Source organism: Streptomyces sp. Inha503, from assembly GCF_047215865.1.
GTDB lineage: Bacteria > Actinomycetota > Actinomycetes > Streptomycetales > Streptomycetaceae > Streptomyces > Streptomyces lycopersici.
This window is the reverse complement of the sequence record NZ_CP178360.1, coordinates 9,323,012-9,349,876: the sequence shown is the minus strand read 5'-3', so window position 1 is coordinate 9,349,876 and position 26,865 is coordinate 9,323,012. Positions and strand designations below refer to the sequence as shown.

18 protein-coding genes are annotated in these 26,865 nt (G+C 72.1%); all 18 read right to left on the bottom strand.

The window, feature by feature from the left end; translation table 11 throughout:
* Nucleotides 1-66: 66 nt before the first annotated feature.
* Nucleotides 67-1,164: a polyprenyl synthetase family protein gene (locus ACJX2R_RS39630; RefSeq protein WP_262706147.1), complete on the bottom strand. Its 1,098-nt coding sequence runs from the start codon at nt 1,162-1,164 to the stop codon at nt 67-69.
* The gene (gene hpnE, locus ACJX2R_RS39625) at nt 1,161-2,645 is read right to left on the bottom strand and encodes a hydroxysqualene dehydroxylase HpnE (RefSeq protein ID WP_413104017.1); all 1,485 of its coding nucleotides are present in this window, start codon (nt 2,643-2,645) and stop codon (nt 1,161-1,163) included. Before hpnE ends, ACJX2R_RS39630 begins: the two co-directional genes overlap by 4 nt.
* Nucleotides 2,642-3,604, bottom strand: a complete 963-nt coding sequence (gene hpnD, locus ACJX2R_RS39620) for a presqualene diphosphate synthase HpnD (RefSeq protein ID WP_413104016.1) — start codon at nt 3,602-3,604, stop codon at nt 2,642-2,644. Before hpnD ends, hpnE begins: the two co-directional genes overlap by 4 nt.
* Nucleotides 3,601-4,464: a squalene synthase HpnC gene (gene hpnC, locus ACJX2R_RS39615; protein ID WP_262706151.1), complete on the bottom strand. Its 864-nt coding sequence runs from the start codon at nt 4,462-4,464 to the stop codon at nt 3,601-3,603. The genes hpnD and hpnC overlap by 4 nt, the downstream gene beginning before the upstream one ends.
* A 439-nt stretch (nt 4,465-4,903) precedes the next feature.
* Nucleotides 4,904-5,644 carry a TetR/AcrR family transcriptional regulator gene (locus ACJX2R_RS39610; protein WP_210950552.1) on the bottom strand — a complete coding sequence of 247 codons (741 nt, stop codon included), beginning with the start codon at nt 5,642-5,644 and terminating at the stop codon, nt 4,904-4,906.
* A gap of 731 nt (nt 5,645-6,375) precedes the next feature.
* Nucleotides 6,376-7,809, bottom strand: coding sequence for a cytochrome P450 (locus ACJX2R_RS39605; RefSeq protein WP_413104015.1), 1,434 nt, complete (start codon nt 7,807-7,809; stop codon nt 6,376-6,378).
* Nucleotides 7,806-8,732 carry an SDR family NAD(P)-dependent oxidoreductase gene (locus tag ACJX2R_RS39600; protein ID WP_413104014.1) on the bottom strand — a complete coding sequence of 309 codons (927 nt, stop codon included), beginning with the start codon at nt 8,730-8,732 and terminating at the stop codon, nt 7,806-7,808. The genes ACJX2R_RS39605 and ACJX2R_RS39600 overlap by 4 nt, the downstream gene beginning before the upstream one ends.
* Entirely contained in the window at nt 8,729-9,166 is a 438-nt protein-coding gene (locus ACJX2R_RS39595; RefSeq protein ID WP_162001940.1) for an ester cyclase, read from the bottom strand. The genes ACJX2R_RS39600 and ACJX2R_RS39595 overlap by 4 nt, the downstream gene beginning before the upstream one ends.
* An 11-nt stretch (nt 9,167-9,177) precedes the next feature.
* The gene (locus tag ACJX2R_RS39590; protein WP_413104013.1) at nt 9,178-11,601 is read right to left on the bottom strand and encodes an SDR family NAD(P)-dependent oxidoreductase; all 2,424 of its coding nucleotides are present in this window, start codon (nt 11,599-11,601) and stop codon (nt 9,178-9,180) included.
* Nucleotides 11,598-17,618, bottom strand: a complete 6,021-nt coding sequence (locus ACJX2R_RS39585; protein WP_413104012.1) for an SDR family oxidoreductase — start codon at nt 17,616-17,618, stop codon at nt 11,598-11,600. The genes ACJX2R_RS39590 and ACJX2R_RS39585 overlap by 4 nt, the downstream gene beginning before the upstream one ends.
* Before the next feature lie 48 nt (nt 17,619-17,666).
* Entirely contained in the window at nt 17,667-19,247 is a 1,581-nt protein-coding gene (locus ACJX2R_RS39580; RefSeq protein WP_413104011.1) for an acyltransferase domain-containing protein, read from the bottom strand.
* A 404-nt stretch (nt 19,248-19,651) separates the two neighbouring features.
* The gene (locus ACJX2R_RS39575) at nt 19,652-21,025 is read right to left on the bottom strand and encodes an NAD(P)/FAD-dependent oxidoreductase (RefSeq protein WP_413104010.1); all 1,374 of its coding nucleotides are present in this window, start codon (nt 21,023-21,025) and stop codon (nt 19,652-19,654) included.
* An 81-nt stretch (nt 21,026-21,106) separates the two neighbouring features.
* The gene (locus ACJX2R_RS39570) at nt 21,107-22,570 is read right to left on the bottom strand and encodes an MFS transporter (protein WP_413104009.1); all 1,464 of its coding nucleotides are present in this window, start codon (nt 22,568-22,570) and stop codon (nt 21,107-21,109) included.
* A 91-nt stretch (nt 22,571-22,661) separates the two neighbouring features.
* Nucleotides 22,662-22,964: a response regulator transcription factor gene (locus ACJX2R_RS39565; protein WP_210945132.1), complete on the bottom strand. Its 303-nt coding sequence runs from the start codon at nt 22,962-22,964 to the stop codon at nt 22,662-22,664.
* A 190-nt stretch (nt 22,965-23,154) separates the two neighbouring features.
* A complete protein-coding gene (locus ACJX2R_RS39560) occupies nt 23,155-23,928 on the bottom strand; it encodes an IclR family transcriptional regulator (protein WP_413104008.1) in 774 nt (257 codons plus the stop codon).
* A gap of 214 nt (nt 23,929-24,142) precedes the next feature.
* A complete protein-coding gene (locus ACJX2R_RS39555) occupies nt 24,143-24,916 on the bottom strand; it encodes an ABC transporter ATP-binding protein (RefSeq protein WP_413106062.1) in 774 nt (257 codons plus the stop codon).
* 52 nt (nt 24,917-24,968) lie between these two features.
* Nucleotides 24,969-25,904, bottom strand: coding sequence for an ABC transporter permease (locus ACJX2R_RS39550; protein ID WP_262705458.1), 936 nt, complete (start codon nt 25,902-25,904; stop codon nt 24,969-24,971).
* 79 nt (nt 25,905-25,983) lie between these two features.
* The gene (locus tag ACJX2R_RS39545; protein ID WP_262705461.1) at nt 25,984-26,856 is read right to left on the bottom strand and encodes a glycosyltransferase family 2 protein; all 873 of its coding nucleotides are present in this window, start codon (nt 26,854-26,856) and stop codon (nt 25,984-25,986) included.
* Nucleotides 26,857-26,865 lie beyond the last annotated feature (9 nt).

Below are 26,865 nucleotides of genomic sequence, written 5' to 3'. Positions count from 1 at the left end.
GGCTTCCGTCGGCCGGCACCCCGGCTGGGTGCCGGCCGGCGACTGCGAACTAGCGGTCCATGGCGATCATCTCTCTCGTACGACGACGAAGTCGGCGAGCGCCACGAACCGCGCCCGGATCTCGGCGGGCATGTCCACCGAGCCCAGCGCCTCCATGGCGGTCGCATGCTGTCTGCGGGCCTCCTGGGAGGTCCAGTCCCGGCCACCTGCTTGCTCGATCAACGCGGCGCGGACGGCGAATTCTTCCTCCGAGAAGTCGGCGAACTCCTCCTCCGGCTTGTGCGCGTCGGCCGCGAGGATCTGGGCGAGCCGCTCGGAGTCGGGGCCGCCGGCGTCGAGCGCGGCGACCACGGGGAGGGACTTCTTGCGCTGGCGCAGATCGCTCCAGGTCCGCTTGCCGGTCGCCTCCGGGTCGCCCCAGATGCCGAGCAGGTCGTCCACGGCCTGGAAGGCGAGGCCCAGGTGGTAGCCGTAGGCCTCCAGGGTGTCGGCGGTGCGGTCGTCGGCGCCGCCGAGCACGGCGCCGATGGAGGCGGCGCAGGCGAGCAGGGCGCCGGTCTTGTTGCCCTCCATCTCCAGGCACTCCTCGACGGTGACCCGCTCGCGGTGCTCGTAGGAGATGTCCTGGGCCTGGCCGTCGATCAGCTTCCGGGTGGCGGCGGTGAGCCGGCGGGTGGCCCGCCCGGCCTCGGCGGTGCCGAGCTCCAGCAGTATCTCGTTGGCCAGCGCGAACAGGGCGTCGCCGACCAGGATGGCCTGGGCCGGGCCGTGCACCTTCCAGACGGTGTCGCGGTGGCGGCGCTGCTCGTCCCCGTCCATGAGGTCGTCGTGGAGCAGTGAGAAGTTGTGCACCAGCTCGACCGCGACCGCGCCGGGCACCCCGGCCTCGGGGGCGGCGCCCGCCGCCTCGGCGGACAGCAGGGCGAGCGCGGGGCGGACGGCCTTGCCGCCGCCGCCCTCGGCCGGGTTGCCCTCGGCGTCGATCCAGCCGAAGTGGTACGCGGCGACGGTGTTCATGGGCGGGGCCAGCCGGTCCACGGCGGCGCGCAGCACCGGCGTGGCGAGCGTACGGCCGCGGTCCAGCAGCGCCATGACGCCTGCGGTGTCGACACCTGGGGTCGCCGGGGTCACGGTCTCTCCTCTGTTCTTGGTGGTGGTGCTCATGCCGCCTCCTCGGGCGTCCCCCCGCCCGGGGCGGGGAGCGGGTTCACATGCGGGCGGCCTAGGTCGGTGAGGGCCGCGCGGGCGGCGGACAGACCGCTGCGCACGGCGCCCTCCATGGTCGCGGGCCAGCCGGTGGCGGTCCACGCACCGGCCAGGTAGAGGCCGGGCGCGTCGGTCGGGGCTGAGGGTCTGAGGAGGCCGACGCCGGGGACGGGGGCGAAGGTGGCGGTGCGCTCCCGGGTGACGAAGAAGTCGCGCACCCGCGCCCCGCGGGTGACCGGAAGCAGCCGCTCCAGCTCGGGCAGATAGCGGGCGCGCAGCTCGGCCACCGGGCGGTCGACGTCGTCGTACGCGGCGGACTGCGACACCGCCAGGTACTGGCTGTCCCCCGCCCCGGGCGCGTCCCTCAGCCCCGAGGCGTCCGTACGGTCGAAGACCCACTGGACGGGGGAGCCGATCGCGGCGAAGAAGGGGCGGCGCAGCACCGTGCGGTCGTAGATCACATGCAGATTGAGGATGGGCGCGGTGCCGATGCGCAGCAGCCGGCCGGGGTCCTTCAGGGCGCCGTCGGGCAGCAGGGCGTGTGCCTCGCGCTGGGGTACGGCCAGGACGAGCACGTCCGCCTCGGCCCGCGGCTCCTCCCCCGGCCGCCCGGCGGTGGCCGCGCTCCAGCGGCCCTCGGGGGTGCGGGTGACGGCCGTCACCCGGGTGCGCAGGTCGGTGGTCACGCCCGCCGCGTCCAGGGCGCGGTGGGCGTGGGTGTGGTGCAGCTCGCCGAGCGGGGCGCGGGCCCAGCCGATGTCGGCGGCGCCGGGCCGGGAGAGCAGCCCGGTCTTGAAGACCATCGCGGCCAGGCCCAGCGAGACATTGGGCGCGGTGGCGTTGAGCGTGGCCACGCCGACCAGGTCCCACAGCGCCTCGACGGCGCGCGGCGACTGGCCGTGGCGGTGCAGCCAGCCGGCGAAGTCCACCCCGTCCAGCTCCGGGTCCTCGGGGTCCAGCCGCCCCAGGGCGAGCGCTGCGCGGCCCACCTGGGCGCGCTCGGCGAGGGAGAGATGGGGGTAGGTGGCCAGGCTCGCGGACAGATGGAGGGGCACCGGCAGGGCGGTGCGGCGCAGCCGGCCGAGCCGCCGCCCTTCGCGCCCCCGGGCGTCGAGGACGGGAACGTCCAACCGGCCCTGGAGCGGGGCGAGTCGGGCGGCGCCGACGCGCTCCAGGAACCACTGGTAGGCGGTGCAGCAGCGCAAGTGCACATGCTGGCCGTTGTCGACGCTGAGCACACCCGCCGGGGAGGAGCGGTGGAAGGAGAAGGCGAGGCCGCCCAGGCGCGGGCGGCCCTCGACCAGGGTGACCCGCAGCCCGGCGTCGGCCAGCGCGAGCGCGGCCGTCGTACCGGCGAGCCCGCCGCCGATCACCAGGGCGCTCCGCCCGGCGGGGCGTCGTCCGGCGGCCGGGGCGGGGTCCAGGGTCGAGTGGGTCACACCGGCCTCCCGGTGGAGCGGCGCTCGACGGCGCGGGCGTCGAGACCGGCCAGCCCGCGCACCGCCACATACGCCTTCTCATGGGCGGGCAGCGAGACGCGGCCGCGCAGGACGGCCGCGGGGTCCTTGGCGATCCGGTCCAGCAGCCTGCGGTAGATGCCCGCCATGGCGGACACGCACGCGCCGCTGCGCCGGTCCAGCAGCGGCAGCAGCCGGAAGCCCTCGGCGAACAGGGCCCTGGCCCGCCGCACCTCGAAGTGGACGAGGCCGGTGAAGTCGGCGTCCGGCGGTGCGGTGGAGCCGCGGAACGCGTCGGTGCAGCCGAATTTGGCCAGGTCGTCGGCGGGCAGATAGGTGCGCCCGGTGGCGGCGTCCTCGCGGACGTCGCGCAGGATGTTGGTCAGCTGGAGGGCGAGCCCGAGGGTGTCGGCGTAGGCCGGGGCGCGCTCGAGCTCGTCCTCGCTGTGGCCGGTGCCGGGGGCGGTCCCGAAGACGCCGAGCGACAGCCGTCCGATGGCGCCCGCCACACAGCGGCAGTAGACCTTGAGGTCGTCCCAGGTCTCGTAGGTCTGCCCGGCCACGTCCATCAGCACGCCGTCGATCAGCTCGTCCAGCGCGTCCAGCGGGATCGGGAAGCGGTGTGCGGCATGGGCGAGGGCGACGGCTACGGGGTCGGTGTCGTCCTCCTCGATGCCGCCGCCCCGCATCCGGTCCAGCAGGGCGCGGGTGTCCGCCAGCCGGGCGCGCTTGGCCTCCGGGTCGAGGGGGCCGTCGCCGATGTCGTCGACCCGGCGGGAGAAGGCGTACAGGGCCGACATCGCATGGCGCTTCTCCGTCGGCAGCAGCCTGATGCCGTAGGCGAAGTTGCGGGCCTGGTGGCCGGTTACGGCCTCGCAGTAGCGGTACGCCGCGAGCACTGGCGCGGACGCGTGCGGAGATCCCTTCACGGTCCGGCTCACCCCTCTCTTCGCAGTGTCGCCCCCACCTCGCGCAGCAGGCTGAGCTTGGTGGGCCTGGGCGGTCCAGGGAGTACGTCATGTCCCGCGGCCGCGACCGCCCGCAAGGCGGCCCGCCCCCCGGCCACGAATCCGGCGAGCAGCACCTTGAGCCTGCCGTGGACGCTACCCACCAGGGGGGTGCCTTCATTCAGCAGGGCAGCGGCGCGTTCCGCCTCCTTCGCGACCAGCGCGCGCAACCGTACGCCGCCCCTGGGGGCGGCGAGGTCGGCCTCGGTCACGCCGAAGCGTTTCATGTCCTCGGCGGGCAGGTAGACGCGGTCCCTGCGCAGGTCCTCGGCCACGTCCTGAAGGTGCTCGATGATCTGGAGGGCGGTGCAGATGGCGTCCGAGTGGCGGATCCGCTCGGGGCTCGCGGTGCCGGTGATGCCGAGGACGAGCCGTCCGACCGGATTGGCGGACAGCTCGCAGTAGTCGAGGAGGTCCTGGTAGGTGTCGTACCGCCGGATCCGCTGATCCTGGCGGTTGGCCTCGATCAGCCCCAGGAAGGGCTCTTGGCCGAGCCCATGGCGGTGGACGGTGGGGCGCAGGGCCCGCAGCAGCGGATGGCGCGGCTCCGCGGCGGGCCGGAAGACCCGGCGGAGGTCGGCCTCGAACGCGTCCAGCATCGCGAGCGCGTCGTCCGCCCGGCCGCGGTCGAGGCCGAGCAGTTCGGCGTCGGCGCCGCCGGGGGCCAGATCGCCGTCGCCGATGTCGTCGACCAGCCGGGCGTAGCCGTAGACGGCCATCAGATCGGTGCGCCAGGCGCGGGGGAGGAAGAAGGGGGCCACCGGGAAGTTCTCGTGAGCGGCCTTGTCGAGCACGGCGCGAGCGGCTTCCTGCCCGCCGCTCCGGCTGCTCGACGTGGTATGGGACCCGCTGCGCTCGTCCTCGACGGTCACCGTGGACAGCCAGGCGTACGGGCGAGACCCAGGACGCCACGTGGGTCCCGGCGACCGGGCCCCTCGGGAGCGCTGGAGATGGGCCGTGTAGCCAATGCCGTCACATCCCCCGTTCTACACCGGTTACCAGGGTCCGCACGATCCGGACACGCCGCTCCGCCTTGTCAACGGGCCCCGGCCCCCAGCCCCCGAACAGGCGACAAGGGCCCGGCTCCGGCATGATCCGGACGGGCATTGCCACAGCTTACGCCTCTCGGTGTACACATGTACGGAGCGATACCCCGATGTGACCTTCGACGGGGCGCCGGGCGGGTGACCGGCGGACGCCCCCGGGCCGGTGTCCGGGGGCCTTCGGATGACCTCAGACGACCTCTTCGTAGAACTCCGAGATGTCCAGCACCCGGCACAGGTCGCGGAGCTCGAACTCGAAGAAGTGCTGGCCCTCGGAGAGCGCGAAGGACATATGGCCGAGCGCCTCCATGGAGATCACCCCGTACAGCCGCACCCAGCAGCGGAGCATCACGGCGATGGCTCCGGGGGGCATGTCGACGTCCTGGTCCTCGCTGAGCGCGGTGAGGGTCTGCGCGAGACCGGGGTCGAGCTCCTCGACCTCGGGGGCGGGGAAGCCCCGCACCCGCCACAGGTCGGCGACCAGATCGGAGTACACGGAGCCGAAGACCCAGCTCATATGGCGCTCCGGCTTGGTCTCCTCGCGGCCGAGCCCCGGGGCCCAGGGGCCGAGGATCAGCCCGAACTCATGGGGGTGCTTGATCGCCCAGACGCGCAGCGCGCGGGCGCCGCTGATCCACCGGCGGCCCGGCTCCTCCTCGGGGTGCTGACCGAGGACCCCCCGCATGAAGCGGGCCATCTCCTCGAAAATGTCCACACGCAGCTGAAGGATCAGCGCATCCCGGCTACTGAAGTAGCGGTAGACGGCCGGCGCGGTCATGCCCATCTCACGGGCGATGGCCCGGATGGTCACGTTCTCCGGGCCCTCCTGAACCAGGAGCGTCCGGGCGACGTCCTTGATTTCACGGATGGTCGCGATGCGCAGCCGCTCGCGCCGTGAGTACGGTGCGACGTGCGCTTCCCCTGGCGACACGCGTCCCCCTCCCTGATGCTGCGCCGCTCGACAACCCGGCGTACACGCACACGATACAGCGCCTCCGTTTAGTGAACAGCGGCGGCGACAGTGCCTCTGGTTCAACTGCCAGCCCCCTGACCCTGCCACAGATCCGCGGAGTTGCCCCGCCGGATGGCTCAGCGACCACCATCCGGGTCACCCGGGGGCGGGGGGAGCGTCCGTACATACGCCGGACATTTATTCGGAGGCATTGTGCGCGAGTGCTCCGGGGAGCGGACGGGGGACGTTGGACGGCCACACTGGGCGCCACCTGGGAGTAAACGCCCGTAGCGATCGTGAAATGAAGTTCTCGCCCGTCCCGGCGCACCCGGGGAAAGGGTCCGTCCCACCCCTTCCACCAGGAGCGTCAAGAAAACCGACCGGTCGGCGCGGTGGATTTCCGACCCGGCCCCGGGGACGGTTTCCGCGGCCCGCCGGAGGGCGTCGCCCCGGCGCCGGTGCGCTGCCGCGCGGTCGGCCCGGGCCTCGTCCTCCGCGTCCCGCCGTACGTCTTCCGCATTCTCGTCCGCATCGCCACGGGACGCGTTTTCCCCGAAAAGCGCCCACGTCCCGGGGATAATGATCTACCGCCACGAACCGCTGCTTCTGACGGTGCGCCGGGTTTCCCGGGCCGGGGCGCGCGGGCGAAATCGGGAAAGGCGACGGGGTGGTCCCGGCCCGGAACTCCGATTCCGCTTCCGCCCTCCGGCCTACGGGTGATGGGGACAGGCGGCGGGGGTGGCGGAAGCGGTCCGACGGGTCGGGCGCGGCGCGGCGGTGGTTCGCTCGCGCGGAGTCACCGTCACCATCACGTCCTCGAGCGGCCGCAGCGAGATCACCGGTGAGCCGTACCGCAGTTCGGTTCCCGGGATCCGGCTGATCCGGAAGCGCTGGTTCACCATGGCCACGATGATGCGCAGCTCCAGCAGCGCCATGAAGTTGCCGACGCACTGCCGGGGCCCCGAGCCGAACGGCAGATACGCCATCCGCGGCCGCTCCTTGATGGCCTGCGGGGTGAACCGGTACGGGTCGAAGGCCAGCGGATTGTCCCAGTGGCGCGGATTGTGGTGGGAAACCAGCGGGGACAGCAGGATCGAGGAGCCCGGCTCGATGCCGTAGCCGCCGAGGGTGTCCGCCTCGACCGCCGCCCGGGGGAAGATCCAGATGGGCGGGTGCATCCGCAGGCTCTCGTCGACGACCATCTTGGTGTACGTCAGCGCCTCGGCGCTCGCCGCGTCCGGCAGCCCGCCGCCGAGCACCGTGCCGATCTCGGCGTCCAGCTCCTCCTGGACGCCGGGGTGGGCGGCGACCGAAAGCAGCGTCCAGCACAGGGAGACGGCGGTGGTCTCATGGCCGGCCAGATAGACCGTGAGCAGTTCGTCCTTGATCTGCTGATCGGTCCAGGGCTCACCGGTGGCCGGGTCGGTGGCCCGCTCCATCAGCGCGATCAGCGGCCCCTCCCCCGTCTCCGCGTAACTCCGGCGCACATCGGCCACGATGCGGTCGAAGACCCGGTGGATCCTGAGGATCTTGCGCTGACGGTCCGTCGGCACCCAGGAGGGCAGCATCTCGGTGGCGGTGCCGCGGCGGAACATCACCTCCACCACATCGTCCACGATCGTCTTCAGCAGGGCCGAGTCCGGCTTGATGTCGTAGGCGAACAGCGAGCGGGAGAGGGTGACCAGGGTCAGCCGCAGCATGTCGGTCATCAGGTCGACCGGCTCACCGGCGGCGGCCTTGCGCTCCCAGGTCTCCAGCATCTCCTCGGTGGCCCGGATGATGTTGGGGATGATGTCGGTGATGGCGTTCTTGAGGAAGACCGGCTGCACCGCCCGCCGGTGAGCGCGCCAGAACTCGCCGTCGGTGGTGAGCAGCCCCTTGCCCATGACGACGCCGAACTGCTCGTAGAGCGGGCCGCGGACGTAGTTGCCGTTGTTCTCCACCAGCACCCGGCGCACCGCCTCGGGCTCGGTCACCTGGTGCACCAGGAACGGGCCGAGCCGCATCCGGACGATCTCGCCGTGGTCGCGCTGGAGTCCGAGCAGGAATTCGGCGGTGTTCCGCTTCCAGGGGCCCAGACTGCCCAGCAGCGGGGCGCCCTTGGGGCCGGGTGCGATACGCGGCGCGGAGGTCGCTGTGGTCATCGGTGGTCTCCTTGCTTTCGCGGCCGCGGCCCGCGGGGCACCGGAAACAGGCGGCGCACGAAGAGATGGTCGAAAAGGACGTCGGAGGTGAGGCGCCGCAGGGCGATGGTGCTGTGGGCGAGGAGTCCGACGGGGTAGCGGGCGCGCGGCCGGGAGCCGCGGGCGCCCTTGGCCACCACCTTCGCCACCCGGCGGGCCACATCGTCCGACTGGATCGCGAAGGTGCCCGCCAGGGTCCGGCGGCTGCCGGTGTAGATCGCCTCGAAGTACTCGGCGCTCTCCCGGCGGAAGGCCTCGTACGTCCGGCTCACCGGCCGCAGATTGGCCACGTAGGTGGCGCCGAAGCGGGTGGTGCGCACCGGGCCAGGCTCGACGAGGACGACCCGCACCCCGAAGTCGGCCACCTCGTTCCGCAGCGAGTCGCTTAAGCCCTCCACGGCGTGCTTGGTGGCGTTGTAGAAGCCCGAGCCGGGGACGGCGTAACGGCCGAAGATGGAGGAGACGTTGACGATGGTGCCGCCGCCGTGGGCGCGCATCGCGGGCAGCACCAACTGGCTGAGCCGGACCAGGCCGTACACATTGGTCTCGAACTGCTCGCGCACCTCGGCCAGGGAGGCCTCCTCGATACAGCCCGACATGGCGTAGCCCGCGCTGTTGACCAGCGCCCCCACCGCGCCGTGCTCCGCCTCGACCTTGGCGACGGCGGTGGCCATGGACTCCTCGTCGGTGACGTCGAGCGCCATGGTGCGGATGCCTGAGCCCGCGAGCTCCGCCAGCGTCTCGGGCCGCCGCGCGGTGGCGTACACGGCGTGCCCGGCCCGGTGCAGCCGCAGCGCGCACGCGCGGCCGATTCCGGAGGAGCAGCCGGTGATGAGGACCGGGATGCCGGCCCCGGAGCCCGGGGCCGGCTCATGGCCGGTCACGCGGGGGGCGCGTCGAACGCCCCGAGCTGGGTGGCGAGGTCGTAGGAGTCCATGGAGAACCAGCTCTCCACGATCTTGCCCTCGTCGTTGAACTCGTCGATGACGATGCCGGGGATCTCCAGCTTGCGGCCCTGCGCCGGGATGAGGCCCGCGTAGTCGTCGCCGGTGTGGGTGCCGCGCGCGGTGAAACGGCTGACGACCTTGTTCCCCTCCAGGATCCAGTCGTCCACGGTGACGTGGAGGTCGGGGAAGGAGGCGCGCTGGAGCCGCACCCACTCCTTCAGGTGCTCCACGCCCTCCTTGCCGTTGGCGGCGGTGCCGTGGCTGATGTGGTCCTCGGTGGCGCCCTCGTAGATGACGTCGAGATTGCCCTTGTTGAGGCACTCCTCGTAGTAGCGCTCGAGGACGGCCTTGTTCTGCTCGGGAGTGGACATGAACTGCCTTTCTATTCCGTCGTGTTTCCCAGCGGGCCGGGGAGTCCCGAGACGGTCGCCACGGGGCCCCCGGAGTCTGCGTCGGTGATCCGCCAGACGCCGAGCGAGGGATCGCCCTCGATACGGGTGGGTCCGCGCTCGGCGGAGTGCGGTGCGATCCGGCCGAGGATCAGGGGGTCGGCGGTGACCGAGAGGCCGTCGCCGTGGGTGGTGCACCGCCGCACCACGTTCTCCAGCGCGGCGACGGGGAGGGCCGTCCCGGGCACGTACGGCGTCGCCCACAGGTCGACCGGCAGGCAGCGCGGGACCTCGGCCACCAGGCGGCCGTCCGGCCCCGCCGTCCATGCGGAGAGCGGCACCACGGCGCCGCGCCAGTGCAGGAAGGGCGGCCCGGAGCGGAGGGTGGTGGTCTGAGGCACGCCGGGGCGCGGCGGGGCGGGCGGGCGTGGCGCGCCGGTCTCGTGGACGATGCGCAGGCTCGCCTCCGGGCCGTCCCCCGGGCCCTCGTGGCGGTAGCGGACCTCCACGATCCAGTCGTGTCCCTCGTGGAAGCCCCGGATCTCACGGACCAGCCGGACCGCGGGGCCGTCGAGGCGCAGCAGCGCCAGCGGCACCACGATCTCCTCCAGCGCACCGGCCCGCAGCGCCGGGAAGTCCTCCGGGACGATCCATTCGGCGGCCCGCAGGGCGTTCTCCAGCAGGAGGGAGGGCGGCAGCGCGGGGGTGCCGTCGATGCGGAAGTCGCCGAGTGCTGGGGTGCGTTGAGGGTCGAAGACGACGCGTGCCGTCAGCTGGGCGTGCGGCTGGTAGGAGGTCACCTCGCCGAGGTGGAAGACCTTCGGATAGGCGGCGGCGAAGCCGGGCAGCGCGGGCACCACCGGGTAGCCGATGGCCTGCCCCGGGTCGATGGCCTTGCCCAGCGGCCCGACGAAGGTGACCTCTCCCTCGGACCCCGCCAGCAGTTCGGCCCGCCAGCGCTCGAGACCGTCCGCCACGTCGATCGCGGCCATGTAGCGCAGCGTGGCGGCGAAGTTGGCGATCAGCCCGATGCGGTCCCAGGTGGGCCAGGCGAGGGTCATCACGGGGAACGCGGCCCGGCGGGCGGCCCACTGGCCCAGCCGCGCGAGACCGTCGTTGGCCGCCGCGTATTCGAGCTGGCCGACCATGCCGCCGAGCCGTCCGGTGAGGGAGCCGACGCTGCACAAGAACTTCAGGTCGCGCCTCCGCACCTCCTCGAAGACGTTGAGGAAGCCCTCGATCTTGACCTCGACGGTGCGCAGGATCTCCTCGTCGGTCTTCTTCGGCAGCCGGGCGGAGGTGTCCACCCCGGCGTTGTGCACCACCCCGGCGAGCCGGCCGCCCTCCAGCGCGTCCTCGCGCCGGATGAGCTCGCGCACCTGGGCGCGGTCGGTGAAGTCGCAGCGCGCGTACTCGATGCGCAGCCCCTCGCGCCGGGCGGAGGTCATATGGGTGGCCAGCTCCCACAGCCGGCGGGTGCGGGCCAGCCGGCCACGGACCACGGCGGGCGACTCGCCCTTGGTACGGCCCGCCCAGACCCGCTTCTCGTACGCCTTCCACCCGGCCTCGTCCACGCCGAACCAGGGCTCGTCCCCGCTGGGGAACGGCTCCCGGCCGGTCACCACGACCCGTACGCCGTGCCGGGCGGCCAGCGACCTGGCCAGCTCCCAGCCGATGCCCCGGCCGCCGCCGGAGATCAGCACGGTGTCCTCGGGGCCGAGGGTGAGGGCGGGCGCGGCCACGGGCCGGTCCTCGGGGGTGAGGGTGTACCGGCGGCCGTCGCGGTAGCCGACCTCGATCTCACCGGTGCGGCCGAGTTCGGCGGCGACGATGCCGGGCAGTTCGGCGGAGGCGGCCAGGTCGATGTCGACGACGCGGGCGGCCACGTTGGGGAACTCCCGGTGCAGGGTCTTGGCGAGCCCCGCCCAGATGCCGCCGAGCGGCTGCTCGAGACCGTCCCGCGGATGCTGGCCCATCCCGCCGCCGAGGTAGCTGACGGCGAGGTAGCACAGCCTGTCGGCGGCGGTCTCGGCCGCCCAGTCGTCGTAAGTGCCGCGCAGCGCGGTCACGGTCTCGGTCAGCGCCCGCCGCCAGGCCCCGGCGGAGGCGGCCCGGTCCGGGTCGTACGCCCGGCCCACGGTGAGGTCGACGATGGCGTCCACGGGGCCGGGGCCGTCCGGCCCCCGGCGCACCAGCGCGCCGTGCTCCTTCAGTTCGCGCTCCACACCGGCGGCGATGTCCTCCTCGCCGCCGATCAGCAGCACCCGCAGCCCGGTCAGCCGGGGGTGCGGCCCGGTGGGGCGGGGCAGCTCGGTGAGCCGCCACACCATCCGGGTCACCGGCTGGACCGGCGCGTCCTCCGCGGTCACGGTCATGTCCTCCTGAGCCACGGTCATGTCCGGCTGATTCGCGGTCATGTCCGGTCCTCCCCCGCCGGTGCCCGCTCCAGGGGGACGGCCTCGCCGGTCTCGGCGTCGATGTAGCCGATGAGGGTGGCCCGCATGTCCTTCATCTGGAGCAGCATCCGGCCGTCGGGCCGCACCGCCACGAAGCGGTTGCTGATGGTGTCGGCCGTCAGATCGAAGCCGGGCGGGGTGACGAAGAGGTCGATGTCCTCTCCGGACGCGGCCAGGTCGTGGTCGCTGATCTCCTCGTACAGATCGATCCGGCGGATCGACAGCGGTGCGGCCACCGGCACCAGATGCCCGTCGACCAGATCCAGCACCCCCACCCGGGCCAGCCCGTCGAGCAGGATGCTCGGCACGGTGAAGCGGGACCACACCGGATCACCGGCCGGGACGTCGGGCGCGTAGCGGGCGCGTTTGCCGCGGGGGTGGATCCGGGTGTCGGTGGTGGAGACGAAGGGGCCGGTCAGCCGCACCGGGGAGCCGGGCTGGTGGTACGGGTCGGGGACCGGGGTCTCCTCCCCCGCCGGCCACTCCTCCCAGCGCGGTGCGGTGGGCGGCTCGGTGTCGAGCAGCACCCGGGCCAGGAAGTGCACCCGGTCCTTGACCAGGACCACCCCGCTGGGCGCGACCACGTCCTCGGTGATCCGCACCTGGACGACGGTCACCTCCCCGGGGCCGTCCACCAGTTCGGCACGGATGCGCCGGGGACCGGCCGGGATGTCGCGGTAGACCCGCAGGAAGTGCTCGAACCGCAGATCCTCGAAGGCGATCACCCGCTTGCCGGGGACCAGGGCCCGGGCGGCCTCGGCGGCCAGTTCGGTGACGAAGGTGCCGGGCAGGGTGGCCTCGCCGCGCACCGTGTGGTGTTCGAGATAGCCGTCGGTGTCCAGGTCGAAGGGGCACTCGTAGACCACGGACCGCTCGTCGGACTCCACCAGTCGGCGCAGGAAGAACCCGGGCCGCGCCGCCTCGCCCGTGGTGCCCGGAGGGCCGGGATGGTCCAGGTAGCCGGGGTAGAAGCGCTCCACCGTGGCGCGTTCGGCGTCGCCGAGGTGGACCACGGAGGGGCGCCGCACGGGCGCGTGGAGCTCCTGGACGAAGTGGTGGATGCCCTCGGCGATGGCCATGTTGCTGTACGAGCCCGCGCGCTCGTAGTACGCCTTGGTCAGCTCGTTGGCGCCCATGCCGACGCCCTCCCACAGCGTCCAGCCGATGGTGAACTCGTCCGTCGGCGAATCGGTGGCGCGGGTGTGGGTCGCGGCGGCGGCCAGGAAGTCGTTGGCCGCGGCGTAGTCGGCCTCCCCCAGCTGCCCGAAGTAGCCGAGCAGCGAGCCGAAGTTGCACCACAGCCGGGGCGGCGCGGTGCGCAGGGCGTGCTTGAGGTGGAGGTAGGAGTCCAGCTTCAGATCGCGGATGGAGGTGAACTCGGCGAAGCCCTTGTCCTTGATCAGCCCGGAGCGCTGCAACCCGGCGGCGTTGACCAGCAGGTCGATCCGCCCCCGCTCGTCCAGCACCCGGCCGACCGCCCGGTCCACCGCCGCGCCGTCGCGCATGTCGCAGGCGAGGTAGGTGACCCGTCCGGCGCCGCTGTGGGCGGCCATCTCGTCCAGGTTCCGCTTCGCCCAGCGGGCGTTGACCATGCGGTCGAAGGCGCGGTTGATGTCGGCCACGGTGCGGCCGTCGCGCCGGGCGATCTCCGTCTTGATGTAACCGGCGCGGCGGGCGGCGAACTCCTCGTCGGTGCCCTGGTACGTCTCCGGCGGGTAGTCGTCGAGGGAGTTGCTGCCCAGGACGTAGATCCGGGGCCGGAAGTGTTCGGCCACCGCCTTGACCACCTCGGCGGTGATGCCCCGGGCGCCCCCGGCGACCACCACGACCGAGTCCGGGCCGAGGACGGCAGGCGCCCCCGCCCCCGGGTCGTTCGGCTCGTCGGAGAGCAGATACGCCTTGCGCACCCCGTCGAGGTCGAACACCGCCGGGAAGACCCGCTCGGCCGCGCTCTCCTCCTCGGCGCGGGCCATCGCCTCGGCGAGGCCGGTGGCCGAGGTGCACAGCGTGAAGGCGAGGCAGGCGTCGCGCTCCAGGGCCGCGGTCTTCCACAGCCCGGTGAAGAGCCCGGTGTACGGATGCGGGATGCCGCCCGGCGCGGCGCCCAGCAGCAGCGCCACGGCCGACGAGCCGGGGTCGCCCAGGTCGTCGTAGACGTGCTGGAGGGTCAGATAGGCGGCGTCGTGCAGGGCGGTGAGGGCGGGCGCGGGCCCGTCCGCGGCCGCCCGGCCGAGGTCACCCACCACCCTGAGGTGGGTGACCCCGGGGCCCGCGCCCGCCAGGGCCCGGCGGACCGACTCCTCGGTCACCTCGGGCAGGTGGTGCCAGCCCGGGCGCGGGGCCGCGAGCGGCGCCGTGGACAGGACGGTGAGGTCCGCGTCCGGCGGCGCGGCGGCGGCGAGCGGCCCGGGGGTGTCGGTGAGCACCACCGCCCCGGCGGGCAGGAACGGGACGCGCTCGCGCACGGTGCGCGCGGGCAGTTCGGTCAGGACGGGCACCTGGCGGCGGACCCGTACCGGGGTGCCGTCCGCGAGCCGTCCGCCGGTGGCGAACGCGGCGGGCAGCGCGGCCGGGACCGCCTCCGGGCCCGCGGACTCCGGGCCGTGGAACTCGGGCCCGGCACCGGGGATGGTCAGCCGGAGCCGGGCCCCTGCGGCGCCCTCGCTCTCGTCGGTGGCGATCTCCACGGTCCCCGAGGGCCGGTGCAGCGCCCTGAGGATGGCGAGACCACCGGCCGCGCCCAGGTAGCGGGCGTGCTCGGGCGCGGGCGCACCGCACAGCAGGATCTCGTCCGCGGTCTCTTCCCCGCGCCCCGCCTCGACGGCGCCGAGCGGTTCGTCCACATACGCGAGCACCTCGAGCCCGGCGGCGCGGGCCCGCTCCTCGGTGGTGAGGGCGAACAGGAAGGCGCCCTCGGCGAGTTCCCGGGCCTCGGGCGGCAGCAGCTCGCCGATCAGCGTCCGGTACTCCGGGAGGCTGTTGCCGTTGATCCCGCCCGCGAGCGCGAAGTCCAGCTCACCGGTGCGCAGATAGCGGCCCGCTGAGGTGATGGAGGAGACGGCGGAGGCGAAGCCCGAGTCCATCGTCATGTTCGGGCCGTTGAGGTCGAAGTAGTTCGCCACCCGGGCCGAGATGATGTTGGGCATCTGGCCGGGGAAGGAGTCCTCGTTGGAGGCCGGGATCATGCCGCGTACCCGCTCGCCGAGCCGCTCCAGGACACCGGGCAGGGCGTCGGAGCGCAGTTCGCCCAGCGCCTCGGCGATGTCGTCGAGGTAGCAGCGGTTGGCGTAGAGCATCGCGGCGCGGGTCGGGCCCATATGGCCGACGAACACCCCGGTCTTGAGCGCCCGCTCCCGCCAGAAGTCCGGCATCTGGTCGCGCAGTTGATGGGCGCACTCCACGATCATCAGTTGGCAGCGGTCCAGGGCGCGGATGGTCTTGGGCGGCAGCCGGACCTTGCTGAACGGCGGCGCCGGGTAGTCGTCGCCGAAGCTGTCGCGGGGGCGCGGACCGCCGCCCAGCCAGCGGGTGACCTCCTCGCGGCCGTCCAGCCCCGGCAGATGGGCCGACCAGCCGACGATCGCCACCCGGCTGCCGGTATCCGGGACCTTGGTGACGGTCGCGGGGGCGCGGTCGGTGGCGGTGGCGTTCGCTGCGGCGGGGCGCGCCCGGTGCTCGGAGACGATCAGATGGGCGTTGGTGCCGCCGAAGCCGAAGCCCGACACCGCGGCCAGCCGCGGGCCACCGGGCCGCTCCGGCCAGCCCTTGTGCTCGGGGGTGATCTCCAGTCCGGTCTCGGCGAGCCGGAAGTCCTCGCGGGGCCTGGAGAAGCGGAACTGGCCGGGGATGGTGTGCTCGGCCAGGCCCAGCAGGTTCTCGATGAGCGAGACCACGCCCGCCGCCCAGCCGGTGTGGCCGATCAGGGACTTGTTGGAGGTCACGGCGGCGGGTCCGGCGGTGCCGTAGTACTCCCGCAGCGTGGTGAACTCGGCGAGGTCACCGGCCGGGGTGCCGGTGGCGTGGGCGTTGACCCAGCTCACCGCGGGGCCCTCGACCTCGCCCGCCTCCAGGGCGCGCCGCACCGCCAGGCTCTGACCGGCGGCGTTCGGGGCGTAGATGGCCTTGCCCTTGCCGTCGGAGGACGAGCCGAAGGCGCGGAGCACCCCGAGCACCTCGTCACCGTCGGCCCGCGCCCGGCTCAGCCGCTTGAGGACGACCAGCGCGGCGCCGTCGGCGAAGATCACGCCATCGGCGTCCTCGTCCAGCGCGTGCACCTCACCGCGCTTGGAGAGCCCCTGGAGCTTGGAGAAGAGCACGGTGCCGCGCGGGGCGAGCGCGAAGGCGCCGCCGCAGACGGCGATGTCCTGCTTGCCCATCAGCAGGCCCTTGGCCGCGATGTCGATCGCGTACAGCGACGAGGAGCAGGCGGTGTCCACCATGTGCAGCTCGGTGGAGGGCGGCAGCAGACCGCGCATCGCCAGCTCTCCGACGCGGTGCGGCAGGAAGCGCGCGCGGTCCTGGCCGGCGCGCCAGTAGCGGCGGTTCAGGGCCGCCTCGATGTCGCCGCCGAGGGCGGTGCGCTCGCCGTCGTCCAGCGACAGCTCCCCGAGGATGTCGTGCGTCATCCGGGTGACGCTGTCCAGCACCCCGGCCTCTTCCAGGTGCTGGCTGCCGTCGGGGGTGTAGCCGACGACGAAGGAGCAGCGGTCGGAGTCCTGGTGGCGCACTCCGTCCAGGGCCTGGACCAGGCTGTGGCGCAGCCACATGGTGGTCAGCTCGTGGTCGTCCGCGCCCTCGGCCATGCTGTCGACGGAGCCGGGGGCGGCCTGGAAGTCGGTGATGAAGACGCAGCGGTCGGCGTACGCCTTGTCCTCGGCGGCGGTGTCGACGGCGTGGAAGTTCTCGTGCCGCCAGCGGTCCCGGGGGATCTTGACGAACAGCTCGTCCCCCGTCGTACGGAGCTTCCAGAACTCCTCGGGGCTGTTCGCCCCGGCGACCGCCAGGCCCATGCCGACGACGGCGATCGCGTCGTCGGGGACGTCGGGGACGTCGGCGGGCACGGGCTCGGGGGCCACGGCGGGCTCAGGCTCGGGCGCCGGGACGGGCTCGGGCGTCACGACGGGCTCGGGCGTCACGACGGGCTCGGGCGTCACGACGGGCTCCGGCTCCGGTGCGGCCTCCTCCCGTACGGGGGCCGCGGCGGGCGGCGACATGAGGGCGGCGCCCAGCGTCAGCCCCCCGTCGGCGAGCACCACCTGTCCGGTGATCCACCGCGAGGCGTCGGAGGCCAGGAAGGCGACCACGTCGGCGAACTCCTCCGGAGTGCCCAGCCGTCCGAAGGGGGTCGCCCTGGCGATCACCTCCTGCATCTCCCGGGCCCGCGGGAACTTGTCCGCGACCTCGCTCTCCAGCATGGCGGCCGAGGCGGTGTTCACCCGGATGCCCAGCGGGGCGTATTCCACGGCGAGATAGCGGGTGGCCGCCTCGGCGGCCGCCTTGGCGGGGGCGCAGGCCGAGTAGTTGGCCATCACCATCTGCGAGCCGCCGAGCGCCGAGACGGTGACGATCGACCCGCCGCCGCCCCGCGCCATCAGCGGGGCGGCGGCGCGGGCGCAGCGCAGTCCGCCCTTGTAGTTGGTGTCGATGGCCTTGGCGATGTCCTCGTCGGTCACCTCGGCCAGGGGCAGCAGGGCCCCGTTGGCGGCGCTGTTGACCAGGATGTCCAGCCGGCCGTGGCGCTCCTCGATCTCGGCGAACATCCGGTCGACCTGCTCCTGCCGGGCGACCGAGGCCCGGGCGAGCTCGACCCGGGCGCCGCCTGCCACCAGTTCGTCCCTGGTGCGCTTGGCCTGGTCGTGCGAGTGGAAGTAGTTGAGGACGACATCGGCGCCGCGGGCCGCGAGGGTCCGCGCGATCGCCTTGCCCACGCCCTTGGAACCCCCGGTGACCAGGGCCACCTTCCCCGTGAGGTCTTTCATGGGAACGACTGACTCCTTCTGCGACTGCTGCGACGAGGGGTGGGCGCTTCAGCCCGTGGCGGAGGCCGGTGTGTGGGCCCCGTGGTCGTTGAGCTGCTGGAGCACAAAGTCGGTGATCTTGCCCATGGTGTTGTAGGTGGCCAGCCGGAAGCCGGACTCGCGCGGCGGCAGCCCGTAGCGGCTGGAGACCCTGGACAGGAGTTCGACCTGCTTGACGGAGTCGACGCCCAGCTCGGCCTCCAGCTGCACCTCGTCCTCGAAGACGTCCTCGGGGTATTCGAGCGCCTCGGCGTAGAGGGTCCGCAGCTCCCCGAAGAGCTGGTCGCGGCCGTACCCCCCGGGCCGCGAACCGGCCGCGGGGGCCGCGGGGGCCGCCGGGGTCCCCGGAGTCTCCGGAGTCTCCGGAGTCTCCGGCGCGGGCGCGGCCTCGGCGGCGGACTCCGGCTCGACGGCGGCAGCGGGCCGGGACCCGGGCTCGGCGCCGCCGCCCCCGGTGGACCTGCGGAAGGCGTCCAGTTCGGTGCGGACCAGTTCCAGCACCATGTGGCCGTGCTCGCTCCAGTACGCGGCGAAGACGTCCGCGGGCACCGACGGGGCCAGCAGCTCGGCGAGCCCGCCGCGCTCGGGCGCGGCCAGACCGGCCTCGCGCAGCGCGTCGAGGGTCCGGTCGAGCGCGAGCCGCCCGCCGGTCACGGCCAGCGTGGGCAGCGACCGCACCGCGGAGCCGTCGGTCACCTTGGCGACCAGCTTGGAGAGCGCGGCGCGCCCGCCCGCCTCCACGAACACCTCGGCGCCGGTCTCCCGCAGGTGCCGTACGGCCGAGGCGAACCGGACCGGCCGGGTGAAGTGCTCGGCCAGCAGCTCGGCGAGGGCGTCGCCCGGCTCGTAGTAGCGCTGGAGGATCGGCGAGTAGACCGGGCGGTTCAGCGGGCGCTGGTCCAGCTTCGTCACGTACGCGGCGAACTCGGGGGCGGCGGGGGCGAGCGCCGGGGTGTGGAAGGGGAAGGGGGTGTCGATCTCGATGGCGCCCACGTCCAGCTGTCCGGCGATCGCCACGACCCGGTCCAGGATCCCGGCGGGGCCGCTGACCACGGTCTGCTCGTCGTGGTTCTCGGTGGCGACGGCCAGCAGCGGCTCGTCCACCAGCTCCAGCAGCTTGCGGGTGCGCTCGGCGCTCGCGGCCAGGGCCACCATGCGGCCGTCGACCCCGCCATGCCGCTCGATCACGGCGACGCGTTGGGCGACGATCCGGACCCCGTCCTCGACCGAGAAGGCCCCGGCCGCCACCAGGGCGGTGATCTCGCCGAGGCTGTGCCCGGCCAGGACGTCGGGGGCGACGCCCTGGGCGGCGAGGATCTCGTAGGCGGCCAGACCGGCGCCGTAGATGGCGACCTGGGAGGCCCACGGGTCGTTGTCGAGCAGATCGCGCAGATCGGCCTTGCGCTCGCCGAAGAGCACCTCGGAGAGGCGGCTGCCGTAGAGCTCCTCGGTCACGGTGTCGAGCCGCTCGAAGACCCGGCCGATCTGGGGATGGCGCTCCTTGGCGCGGCGGAGCGCCTCGCCGTCGAAGCCGCCTTGTCCGGGGAAGAGGAACGCCGTCTTGACGCCGGGGGACGGATTGCTGGACATGCCGATGCCTCCATGGCTGTGGTGGTGACGGTGTATGAGGTGCGCCACCCGCGCGGGTGGCGCGGCGCTGTGGACGGCCGAAGGCCGTTGTGAGGTCGCGGCCGTGCCCGGTGGGCGTGGCGCGAGGGAGCCCGGCTACGGGGTGTCCGGCGGACCCTTCCCCTCCCCACCCCTCCCGTTACAGGGGCTTCGCCCCTGGGCCCCGGACGGGCTGAAATCAGCCCCTTCAGGGGGCACCTCCCAGCGGTAGCTGGGGGAGCTTGAGGAGCGGGGTCTGGGGCGGAGCCCCAGCCACGCGGCGGAGCCGCATATCGATGCTGTGGAAGGGGCGGGGAGGGGGAAGCACCGATTTGCGGCTCCGCCGCGTGGCCCGCCGCAGGCGTACGCGTACCGTCGGACACCCCCTAGGCCACGCGGGCGACCGGGGAGTCGAGCAGAAAGGTGCCCATGCTCCCGAGATTGGCGGCGATCAGCCGATCGGCGAGCCGGGTCGCCGCGGGCAGACGCCGGGGGGCGCCGCGGACGAGCCAGCGCACCATCCGGATCTTCCAGCCCGGTTCGGAGCCCGGCGGAATGTGGTCGAAGAGGGCATGGATATTGGCCGGTGAGTAGAACTCGGCGGGCGGGACGATGGTGGCGAACATCCCGACCATGCCGCTGCCGTGGTGTGGGCTGCGGGCCATCGCCCGGATGAACTCCAGCTCCTCGCGGTTGTAGTCGGCGATCGCGGCGTGGTCGCGGGTGTACTGGAAGTGGCCGCTCACCAGGGCGTCGCGGCGCCGGGCGTAGCCGGCGAGGGCGGGGGCGAGGTCGCGGTCCCCGGCCAGGGCCGGTTCCACGGCCTCCACCAGCAGTTCGGCACCGCGCAGCGAGTCGGTGATGCCGGCGGCGGTGATGGGGTCGCGGGTGTAGCCCGCGTCACCGACCAGGGCCCAGCCGGGGCCGTGGCAGTGGCGCAGGAAGTTGGGGACCGCACCGGTCATCCACTTGTCGACGCGCCGGGTCTCCCGCAGCCGCGCCGCGAACTCCGGGTCGACCTCCTCGAAGGCGGAGACGACCGTGGCGTCGCGCTCCGCATCCGCGGACGCCTTGAAGTCCTTGACCGGCAGGGCGAGTCCGACGATGGTCAGGCCGTCGTGGGTGGGCCAGGTGAAGGCGTGCTGATGGCGGTGGCGGTAGGTGCGCACCTTGCCGTCGTGCGGCAGATCGGCCCAGTACGACCAGTGGCTCTTGTTGAGCACCGGGTGGGAGTCGTACTTCTCGGCCCCCACCAGCCGGGCAACGGTGGAGTTCGAGCCGTCGGCGCCCACGACCAGCCGGGCGTGCTCGACGACGGGGGTGCGGTCCTCGGTCTCGGCCCGGACGCCGATGACGGTGCCCTGGGCGTCCGTCAGCAGCTCCCGCAGCGCGACCCGTTCCCGCAGCTCCGCCCCTGCCTTGACGGCGGCCTCCAGCAGGATCTCGTCCAGCTTGCGGCGCTCCGGGGAGTAGGCCTCGGCCACGCCCTCGACGGCGGGCAGCTTGGCCATCAGCTGAACCGGGCCGCTCTGTAGACCGTAGGAGTGAATGGGCGGGCAGCCGGTGGCCGCCATCTCGTCCAGCAGCCCCCAGCGCTTCAGCCGGAGAATTCCCGGGGGGTGGACCAGATTGGTGGCGGCCCCCTTACCGCCGGGGAATTTCGCCCGGTCGAGGAGAAGGACCCGGTACCCCGCTCTCGCCAGGAGCATCGCGGTCGATGATCCGCTGATGCGCGCTCCTACCACAATGACGTCGTACATAGCGTCCCCCATACCCAACGGTCACCCGGGACCCGGGGACCGGTGGATCATCTTGTTCGCTCTGACTTCGCTCTTTCGAATTTAGCTGCGCGACCGGCTCGGAAGGTTTCCCTCGTATGAATCCTCGACGGCTCCCGAAGAAATCACCTTCGTTTCGGCCGGTGCGGTGCGGCCGCGCGGTGCCATGAGAATGGCGAGACAGCCGGCGGCGGCGATTCCGGCGCCGATCCAGGCGGCGGGCCGCAGCCCGTCCACGAATTCCTGGGGCGAGCCGTATCCGCCCAGCGTGGTGAATACGGAGGTGAGCACCGCGACGCCGAGTGCGCCGCCGAGCTCCCGGAAGGTGTTGTTGGCGCCCGAGGCGATTCCCTGGTCGCGCGGCGCGACGACGTTCATCGCCATTTCCGCGACGGGCGAGAAGAACAGCCCCAGGCCGATTCCGCCGAGCACCAGACCGGGCACCTGGTCGGCGTAGGCGGTGTCCGCGCTCACCACGGACGCCAGCCAGCCGAGCCCCGCGGCCTCGAACAGCAGGCCCGCGGCGACCACCAGACGGTTGCCGAGCCGGGCGGTCAGCAGCGCCGCCAGCGGGGCGACGACGACCGGCATCGCCGTCCACGGCAGCATCTTCACGCCCGCCTCCAGCGGCGAGAAGCCCTGGATGTTCTGCATGAACTGGGTGAGCAGGAAGACCAGTCCGAACATGGCCGCGAACATCAGCAGGCTGGCCGCGTTGACCGCGCTGAACGCGCGGTTGCCGAACAACCGCATCGGCAGCATCTGTTCGGCCGTGCGCAGCTCCCAGCCGACGAAGAGCGCGAGCACCACCAGGCCACCGGCCAGGAAGCCGAGCACCCGGCCGCTGGTCCAGCCGTGTTCCGTGGTGGACACCAGCGCGTAGACCACACCGAACACCCCGAGGCTGACCAGGACGGTGCCCACCGGGTCCAGCGAGGTGTCCGGGCGGGTGGACTCGGCCAGCTTCCACAGGCCGAGCACCAGCACCACCACACCGATCGGCACATTGACCCAGAAGATCCACTCCCAGGAGATCTTCTCCACCACGGCCCCGCCGATCAGCGGGCCGAGCGCGACCGCGAGCCCGCTGAGGGCGCCCCAGACGCCCAGCGCGACACCGCGTCGGCGCTCGGGGACGGCCACGGTCAGCAGGGTGAGCGTCAGCGGCATCACCACGGCCGCCCCGAGGCCCTGTACGGCACGGGCGGCGATCAGGGCGTCCGCGCTGTCGGACAGCGCCGCGGCGGCGGAGGCCCCGGTGAAGACGACGAGACCGGCCAGGAACACCCGGCGGCGGCCGAACCGGTCACCGGCGGCCGCACCGGCCATCAGGAAGACCGAGAAGGTGAGGGTGTAGCCGTTCACCGTCCACTCCAGGTCCTGGAGGCTGGTGCCCAGGTCCTGCTGAATGGCGGGCAGCGCGGTGATGACGACGAGGTTGTCCAAGGCGGCCATGAAGACGGTGAGTCCGGACACCACCAGCGTCCACACGGGGTTCATTCCGCTCGGGCCGGAACGGTCAGTCATGAATACCTTTCCTATGACGGCGCGATTGCTGTGCGACAGGTTGGTTCACGTCGTTATCCGGCCGACGGATAAACGGGCAGACGGAGCAACGCTAACCGGCCACGCCCCTCCCCGGAACTGTACTTTGGTACAGGTGGCGGTAGCTCAGCGCGACCAGACCGGCCTGTAGCCGCGATTCCACCTGTAGTTTTGCGAGTATTGACGCCACATGCGCCTTCACCGTGCGCTCGGTCACTTGCAGCCGCAGCGCGATACGGCGGTTGGACCAGCCCGCGCCGAGCAGCGCAAACGTCTGGCCCTCCCTGGCTGATAACAACGGCACACGTTCCAGCTCCCGCGCCCAGTTGGGCACGGGAATATCGGGCACGACGGCGAGACCGCCCCTGTCGGACACGGTTACGTTTCCCCCTAGTTAGGCGGCTCTTCGAGCCGCCGATCATGCAAGAATCAGACTTGATTGCCCTCTTGATTATTGCGGCCGCACGCCCATACGAGTCAAGGATTTCCGACCCTTTCTCGCCTCGCGAGAAAGGGCTGGTGAAGCACGGAGAATGCGCTTCACGTTTACTCCTGTTACCGTAAATTTACTTCATTCTCGTATCGTTGCCATCCGAACCGGCGGGACGGCCCCGCCCCAGGTCGGCCAGGCCCGCCGCCGTCCGCTCCACCGCCTCGATGACGGTCACCGGACACCGCGTCATGACCTGTTTGGGCTTCATCACCAGCACCGAGCCCATCACCAGCCCGTCCCAGGTGACCGGCGCCGCGCACTCGTTCCACCCCGCCGCGCACTCCTCGTGGCCCAGGGCGTACCCCCGCGCCCTGATCCGGTCCAGCGAGGCCAGGAGCCGCACATCGTCCCGGTAGGCGCCGGGACCGGCCTCGGCGGGCACCGGCCGGTCCAGCACCTCCGACTGGATGGTCTCCGGCAGATACGCCAGGATGGCCCGCCCCGCGGCCCCCACCCGCAGCGAGTGCTCGACGGTCTGCACCGCACGCGGTGTCATCCCCAGCTCCGTCAGATCGGAGTCGCCGACGGCCATGTCGACGCACTGCCGGTGCGCGCCCCCGAAGGGCGCCAGCAGATAGAGGAAGGCCAGCCCCCCGGTGGCCCGGCGCAGCGCCTCCAGGAGGGCGTGGGCGGCCTCCGGGGCGGGCGAGTAGGCCAGGGCCTTGAGACCGAGCTGCGGGGCCGCGGAGCCCAGCCGGTAAAGACCCCGGCCCTCGCGGACGAAGATGCCCTGGTGCACCCCGGACTGGAGGATCCGGTAGACGGTCGAGTCGTCCAGATCCGCCGCTCTGGCCAGCGCCCCGGGCCCATGGGCCCGTCCGCCGAGCTGAGTGAAGGCCCGCTGCACGCGGAACACCCTCTCGGCATGACTGCTTCCGCCCACGGCACCACTATTGGCCACCCCGTCAGCCCCCCGCGCAGATTCCCCCGTCGCACTGCCCAACGTGCCACGATTCCACGCCCATTCCCATCCGGGGTACATGGTCCGGTTGTGGACAACAAGGCCCCGCCGGGTTGCCCGGCGGGGCCTGATGGTTTATGGGGCGGCGTTCGCCGAGCGGCTACTTGCCGGTCTCCTTCTCGTACGCCTTGATGACCTCGTCGGTCGGGCCGTCCATCAGCAACTCGCCCTTCTCCAGCCACAGCACCCGGTCGCAGGTGTCCCGGATGGACTTGTTGTTGTGGCTGACGAGGAAGACCGTGCCGGCCTCCTGGCGGAGCTCGCGGATCCTCGCCTCGGAGCGCTTCTGGAACTTCCTGTCACCGGTGGCCAGCGCCTCGTCGATCATCAGCACATCGTGATCCTTGGCCGCGGCGATGGAGAACCGCAGCCGGGCCGCCATACCGGAGGAGTACGTACGCATCGGCAGGGTGATGAAGTCACCCTTCTCATTGATGCCCGAGAAGTCCACGATGCCCTGATAGCGCTCCCGGATCTGCTCACGCGACATACCCATGGCCAGACCACCGAGGATCACGTTCCGCTCACCGGTGAGGTCGTTCATCAGCGCCGCGTTCACACCCAGCAGCGACGGCTGACCGTTGGTGTAGACCTTGCCGCGCTCGGTGGGCAGCAGCCCCGCGACGGCCTTGAGCAGGGTCGACTTACCCGAGCCATTGGACCCGATCAGACCGATCGACTCACCCTTGTACGCCACGAACGTCACCCCGCGCACCGCGTGCACCTCACGCATGCCCGGGGCGCTCTTCCGGCCCAGCAGACGGCTGAGGGCCGCGGTGGCGCTGCCCTTCCCCTTGGGGCCGCCGTTGACCCGGTAGACGATATGGACGTCGTCGGCGATGACGGTGGGCACCCGCGCCGGCGCGGAAGCCACCTGAGCGGCCTGGTCGGCCCGCTCCGCCTGGGCACCTTTGTCGAGGGTTTGCTCAGCCACGGCCGTACTGCTCCTCTGCCTTCCAGAAGTACACGAATCCCCCGGCGCCCACCAGCACCGCCCACCCCAGCGCCAGCGCCCAGACATGCGGCGGCAGACTCGACGAGGGGTAGTCGTTGATCAGGGCGTACCGCATCAGGTCCATGTAGACCGCCGCCGGGTTGGCCAACAGAAGGTCGGAGACCCAGGAGTGCGCCCCAGCCTTCTGCAACATGTGCTCCAGCGGGTACATCACGCCGGAGGCGTACATCCACGTACGCAGGATGAACGGCAGCAGCTGTGCGAGGTCGGGGGTCTTGGCCCCCATCCGGGCCAGGACCAGGGCCAGACCGGTGTTGAAGACGAACTGGAGCGCCAGGGCCGGGATGACCAGGATCCAGGCGAAGGCCGGGAAGTGCCCGAAGCCCAGCAACACGACGACCAGCACGATCATCGAGAAGAGCAGCTGCTGGAGCTGCTGGAGCGCGAACGAGATGGGGAGCGAGGCCCGCGGGAAGTGCAGGGCCCGCACCAGCCCCAGGTTCCCGGAGATGGCGCGCACCCCGGCCATCGCGGAGTTCTGCGAGAACGTGAAGACGAACACACCCGTCACCAGGAACGGGATGTACATGTCGTTCTTCATTCCGCCCCTGCCGCCCAGCAGCAGGCCGAAGATGAAGAAGTACACCGCCGCGTTGAGCAGCGGGGTCACCACCTGCCACAGCTGACCCAGCTTGGCCTGGCTGTACTGAGCGGTGAGCTTGGCCGACGAGAAGGCCACGATGAAGTGACGCCGGCCCCACATCTGGCGGATGTACTCGCCGAGTCCCACCCGGGCACCGCTCACCGACAGCTCGTACTTGCGCGCCAGCTCGGCCGGGGACAGGCCGTCGTCGGCTGATGGCGGGCCACTCACGGCTACCGCACCGTCGTGCGTAGTCTCGCTCACAGTTGACACTTTCGTCTTCAGGGTGCGCTGAGCGGGGCCGCGCCCCGGGTCGCGCCCGATGCTCTTCGTTACGAGCTTGTCAGATGACAGGAGGTCGGCCCAGTCGGGTCAGGCGCCATACCGTACGCCACTTCATGGGCCGGCGTGGACCACACGGTGTCTTCCAGCCTTCCCGGAACCCTCCGAACCAGGCCCGAAGTGCGGTTTTCGAGGGACGCCTGGCCAGTGTGAGCAGCAGCCAGACGCCCAGATAGACGGGGACGAGCAGTGCAGGAAGGTTACGCCGGGCCAGCCAGACCCGGTTGCGCGCCACCATGCGGTGGTAGACCGCGTGCCTGCTCGGGGCGGTGGTCGGATGGTGCAGCACCATGTCCGACCGGTAATCGATCATCCATCCGGCGTCCAGCGCCCGCCAGGCCAGATCGGTCTCCTCATGGGCGTAGAAGAAGTCGTCCGGCAACCCTCCGACCTGCTGGAACACCGTGGTACGCACCGCGTTGGCACCGCCCAGGAAGGTGGTCACCCGGGAGGACCGCAGGGGGTCGGAGGCGCGCAGCCGGGGCACATGGCGACGCTGGGTGACACCGGTGTCGGGGTCGGCGATGCGGAAGGAGATGATGCCCAGCTTCGGGTCGGCGGCGAACGCCTGGCGGCACAGCTCGGCGGTGTCGGTGCCCGGGAGCAGCCCGTCGTCGTCGAGGAACAGCAGCACGTCGACGTCCGACCCGCCGGGTCCGAACGCCTCGATGCCCACGTTGCGGCCCGCCGGAATGCCCACGTTCTCGGGCAGCTCGACGGTCCGTACGCCCTCCGGGAGCGCGGGCAGCGGCGAACCGTTGCCCACGACGACCACCTCGACCTGGTCACCGTCCTGTTTGGCGACCGAGTCGAGGAGTGCGCGCAGCTCCTCGGGGCGGTTGCCCATGGTCAGGACGACCGCTCCGAGCTTCATTGTGCTCAT

Bases quoted from the DNA above. Each gene is read 5' to 3' on its own strand.
- ACJX2R_RS39630 (WP_262706147.1), bottom strand. From the start codon at position 1,164: ATGAGCACCACCACCAAGAACAGAGGAGAGACCGTGACCCCGGCGACC.
- ACJX2R_RS39605 (WP_413104015.1), bottom strand. From the start codon at position 7,809: ATGACCACAGCGACCTCCGCGCCGCGTATCGCACCCGGCCCCAAGGGC.
- ACJX2R_RS39595 (WP_162001940.1), bottom strand. From the start codon at position 9,166: ATGTCCACTCCCGAGCAGAACAAGGCCGTCCTCGAGCGCTACTACGAG.
- ACJX2R_RS39590 (WP_413104013.1), bottom strand. From the start codon at position 11,601: ATGACCGCGAATCAGCCGGACATGACCGTGGCTCAGGAGGACATGACC.
- ACJX2R_RS39585 (WP_413104012.1), bottom strand. From the start codon at position 17,618: ATGAAAGACCTCACGGGGAAGGTGGCCCTGGTCACCGGGGGTTCCAAG.
- ACJX2R_RS39580 (WP_413104011.1), bottom strand. From the start codon at position 19,247: ATGTCCAGCAATCCGTCCCCCGGCGTCAAGACGGCGTTCCTCTTCCCC.
- ACJX2R_RS39575 (WP_413104010.1), bottom strand. From the start codon at position 21,025: ATGTACGACGTCATTGTGGTAGGAGCGCGCATCAGCGGATCATCGACC.
- ACJX2R_RS39570 (WP_413104009.1), bottom strand. From the start codon at position 22,570: ATGACTGACCGTTCCGGCCCGAGCGGAATGAACCCCGTGTGGACGCTG.
- ACJX2R_RS39545 (WP_262705461.1), bottom strand. From the start codon at position 26,856: ATGAAGCTCGGAGCGGTCGTCCTGACCATGGGCAACCGCCCCGAGGAG.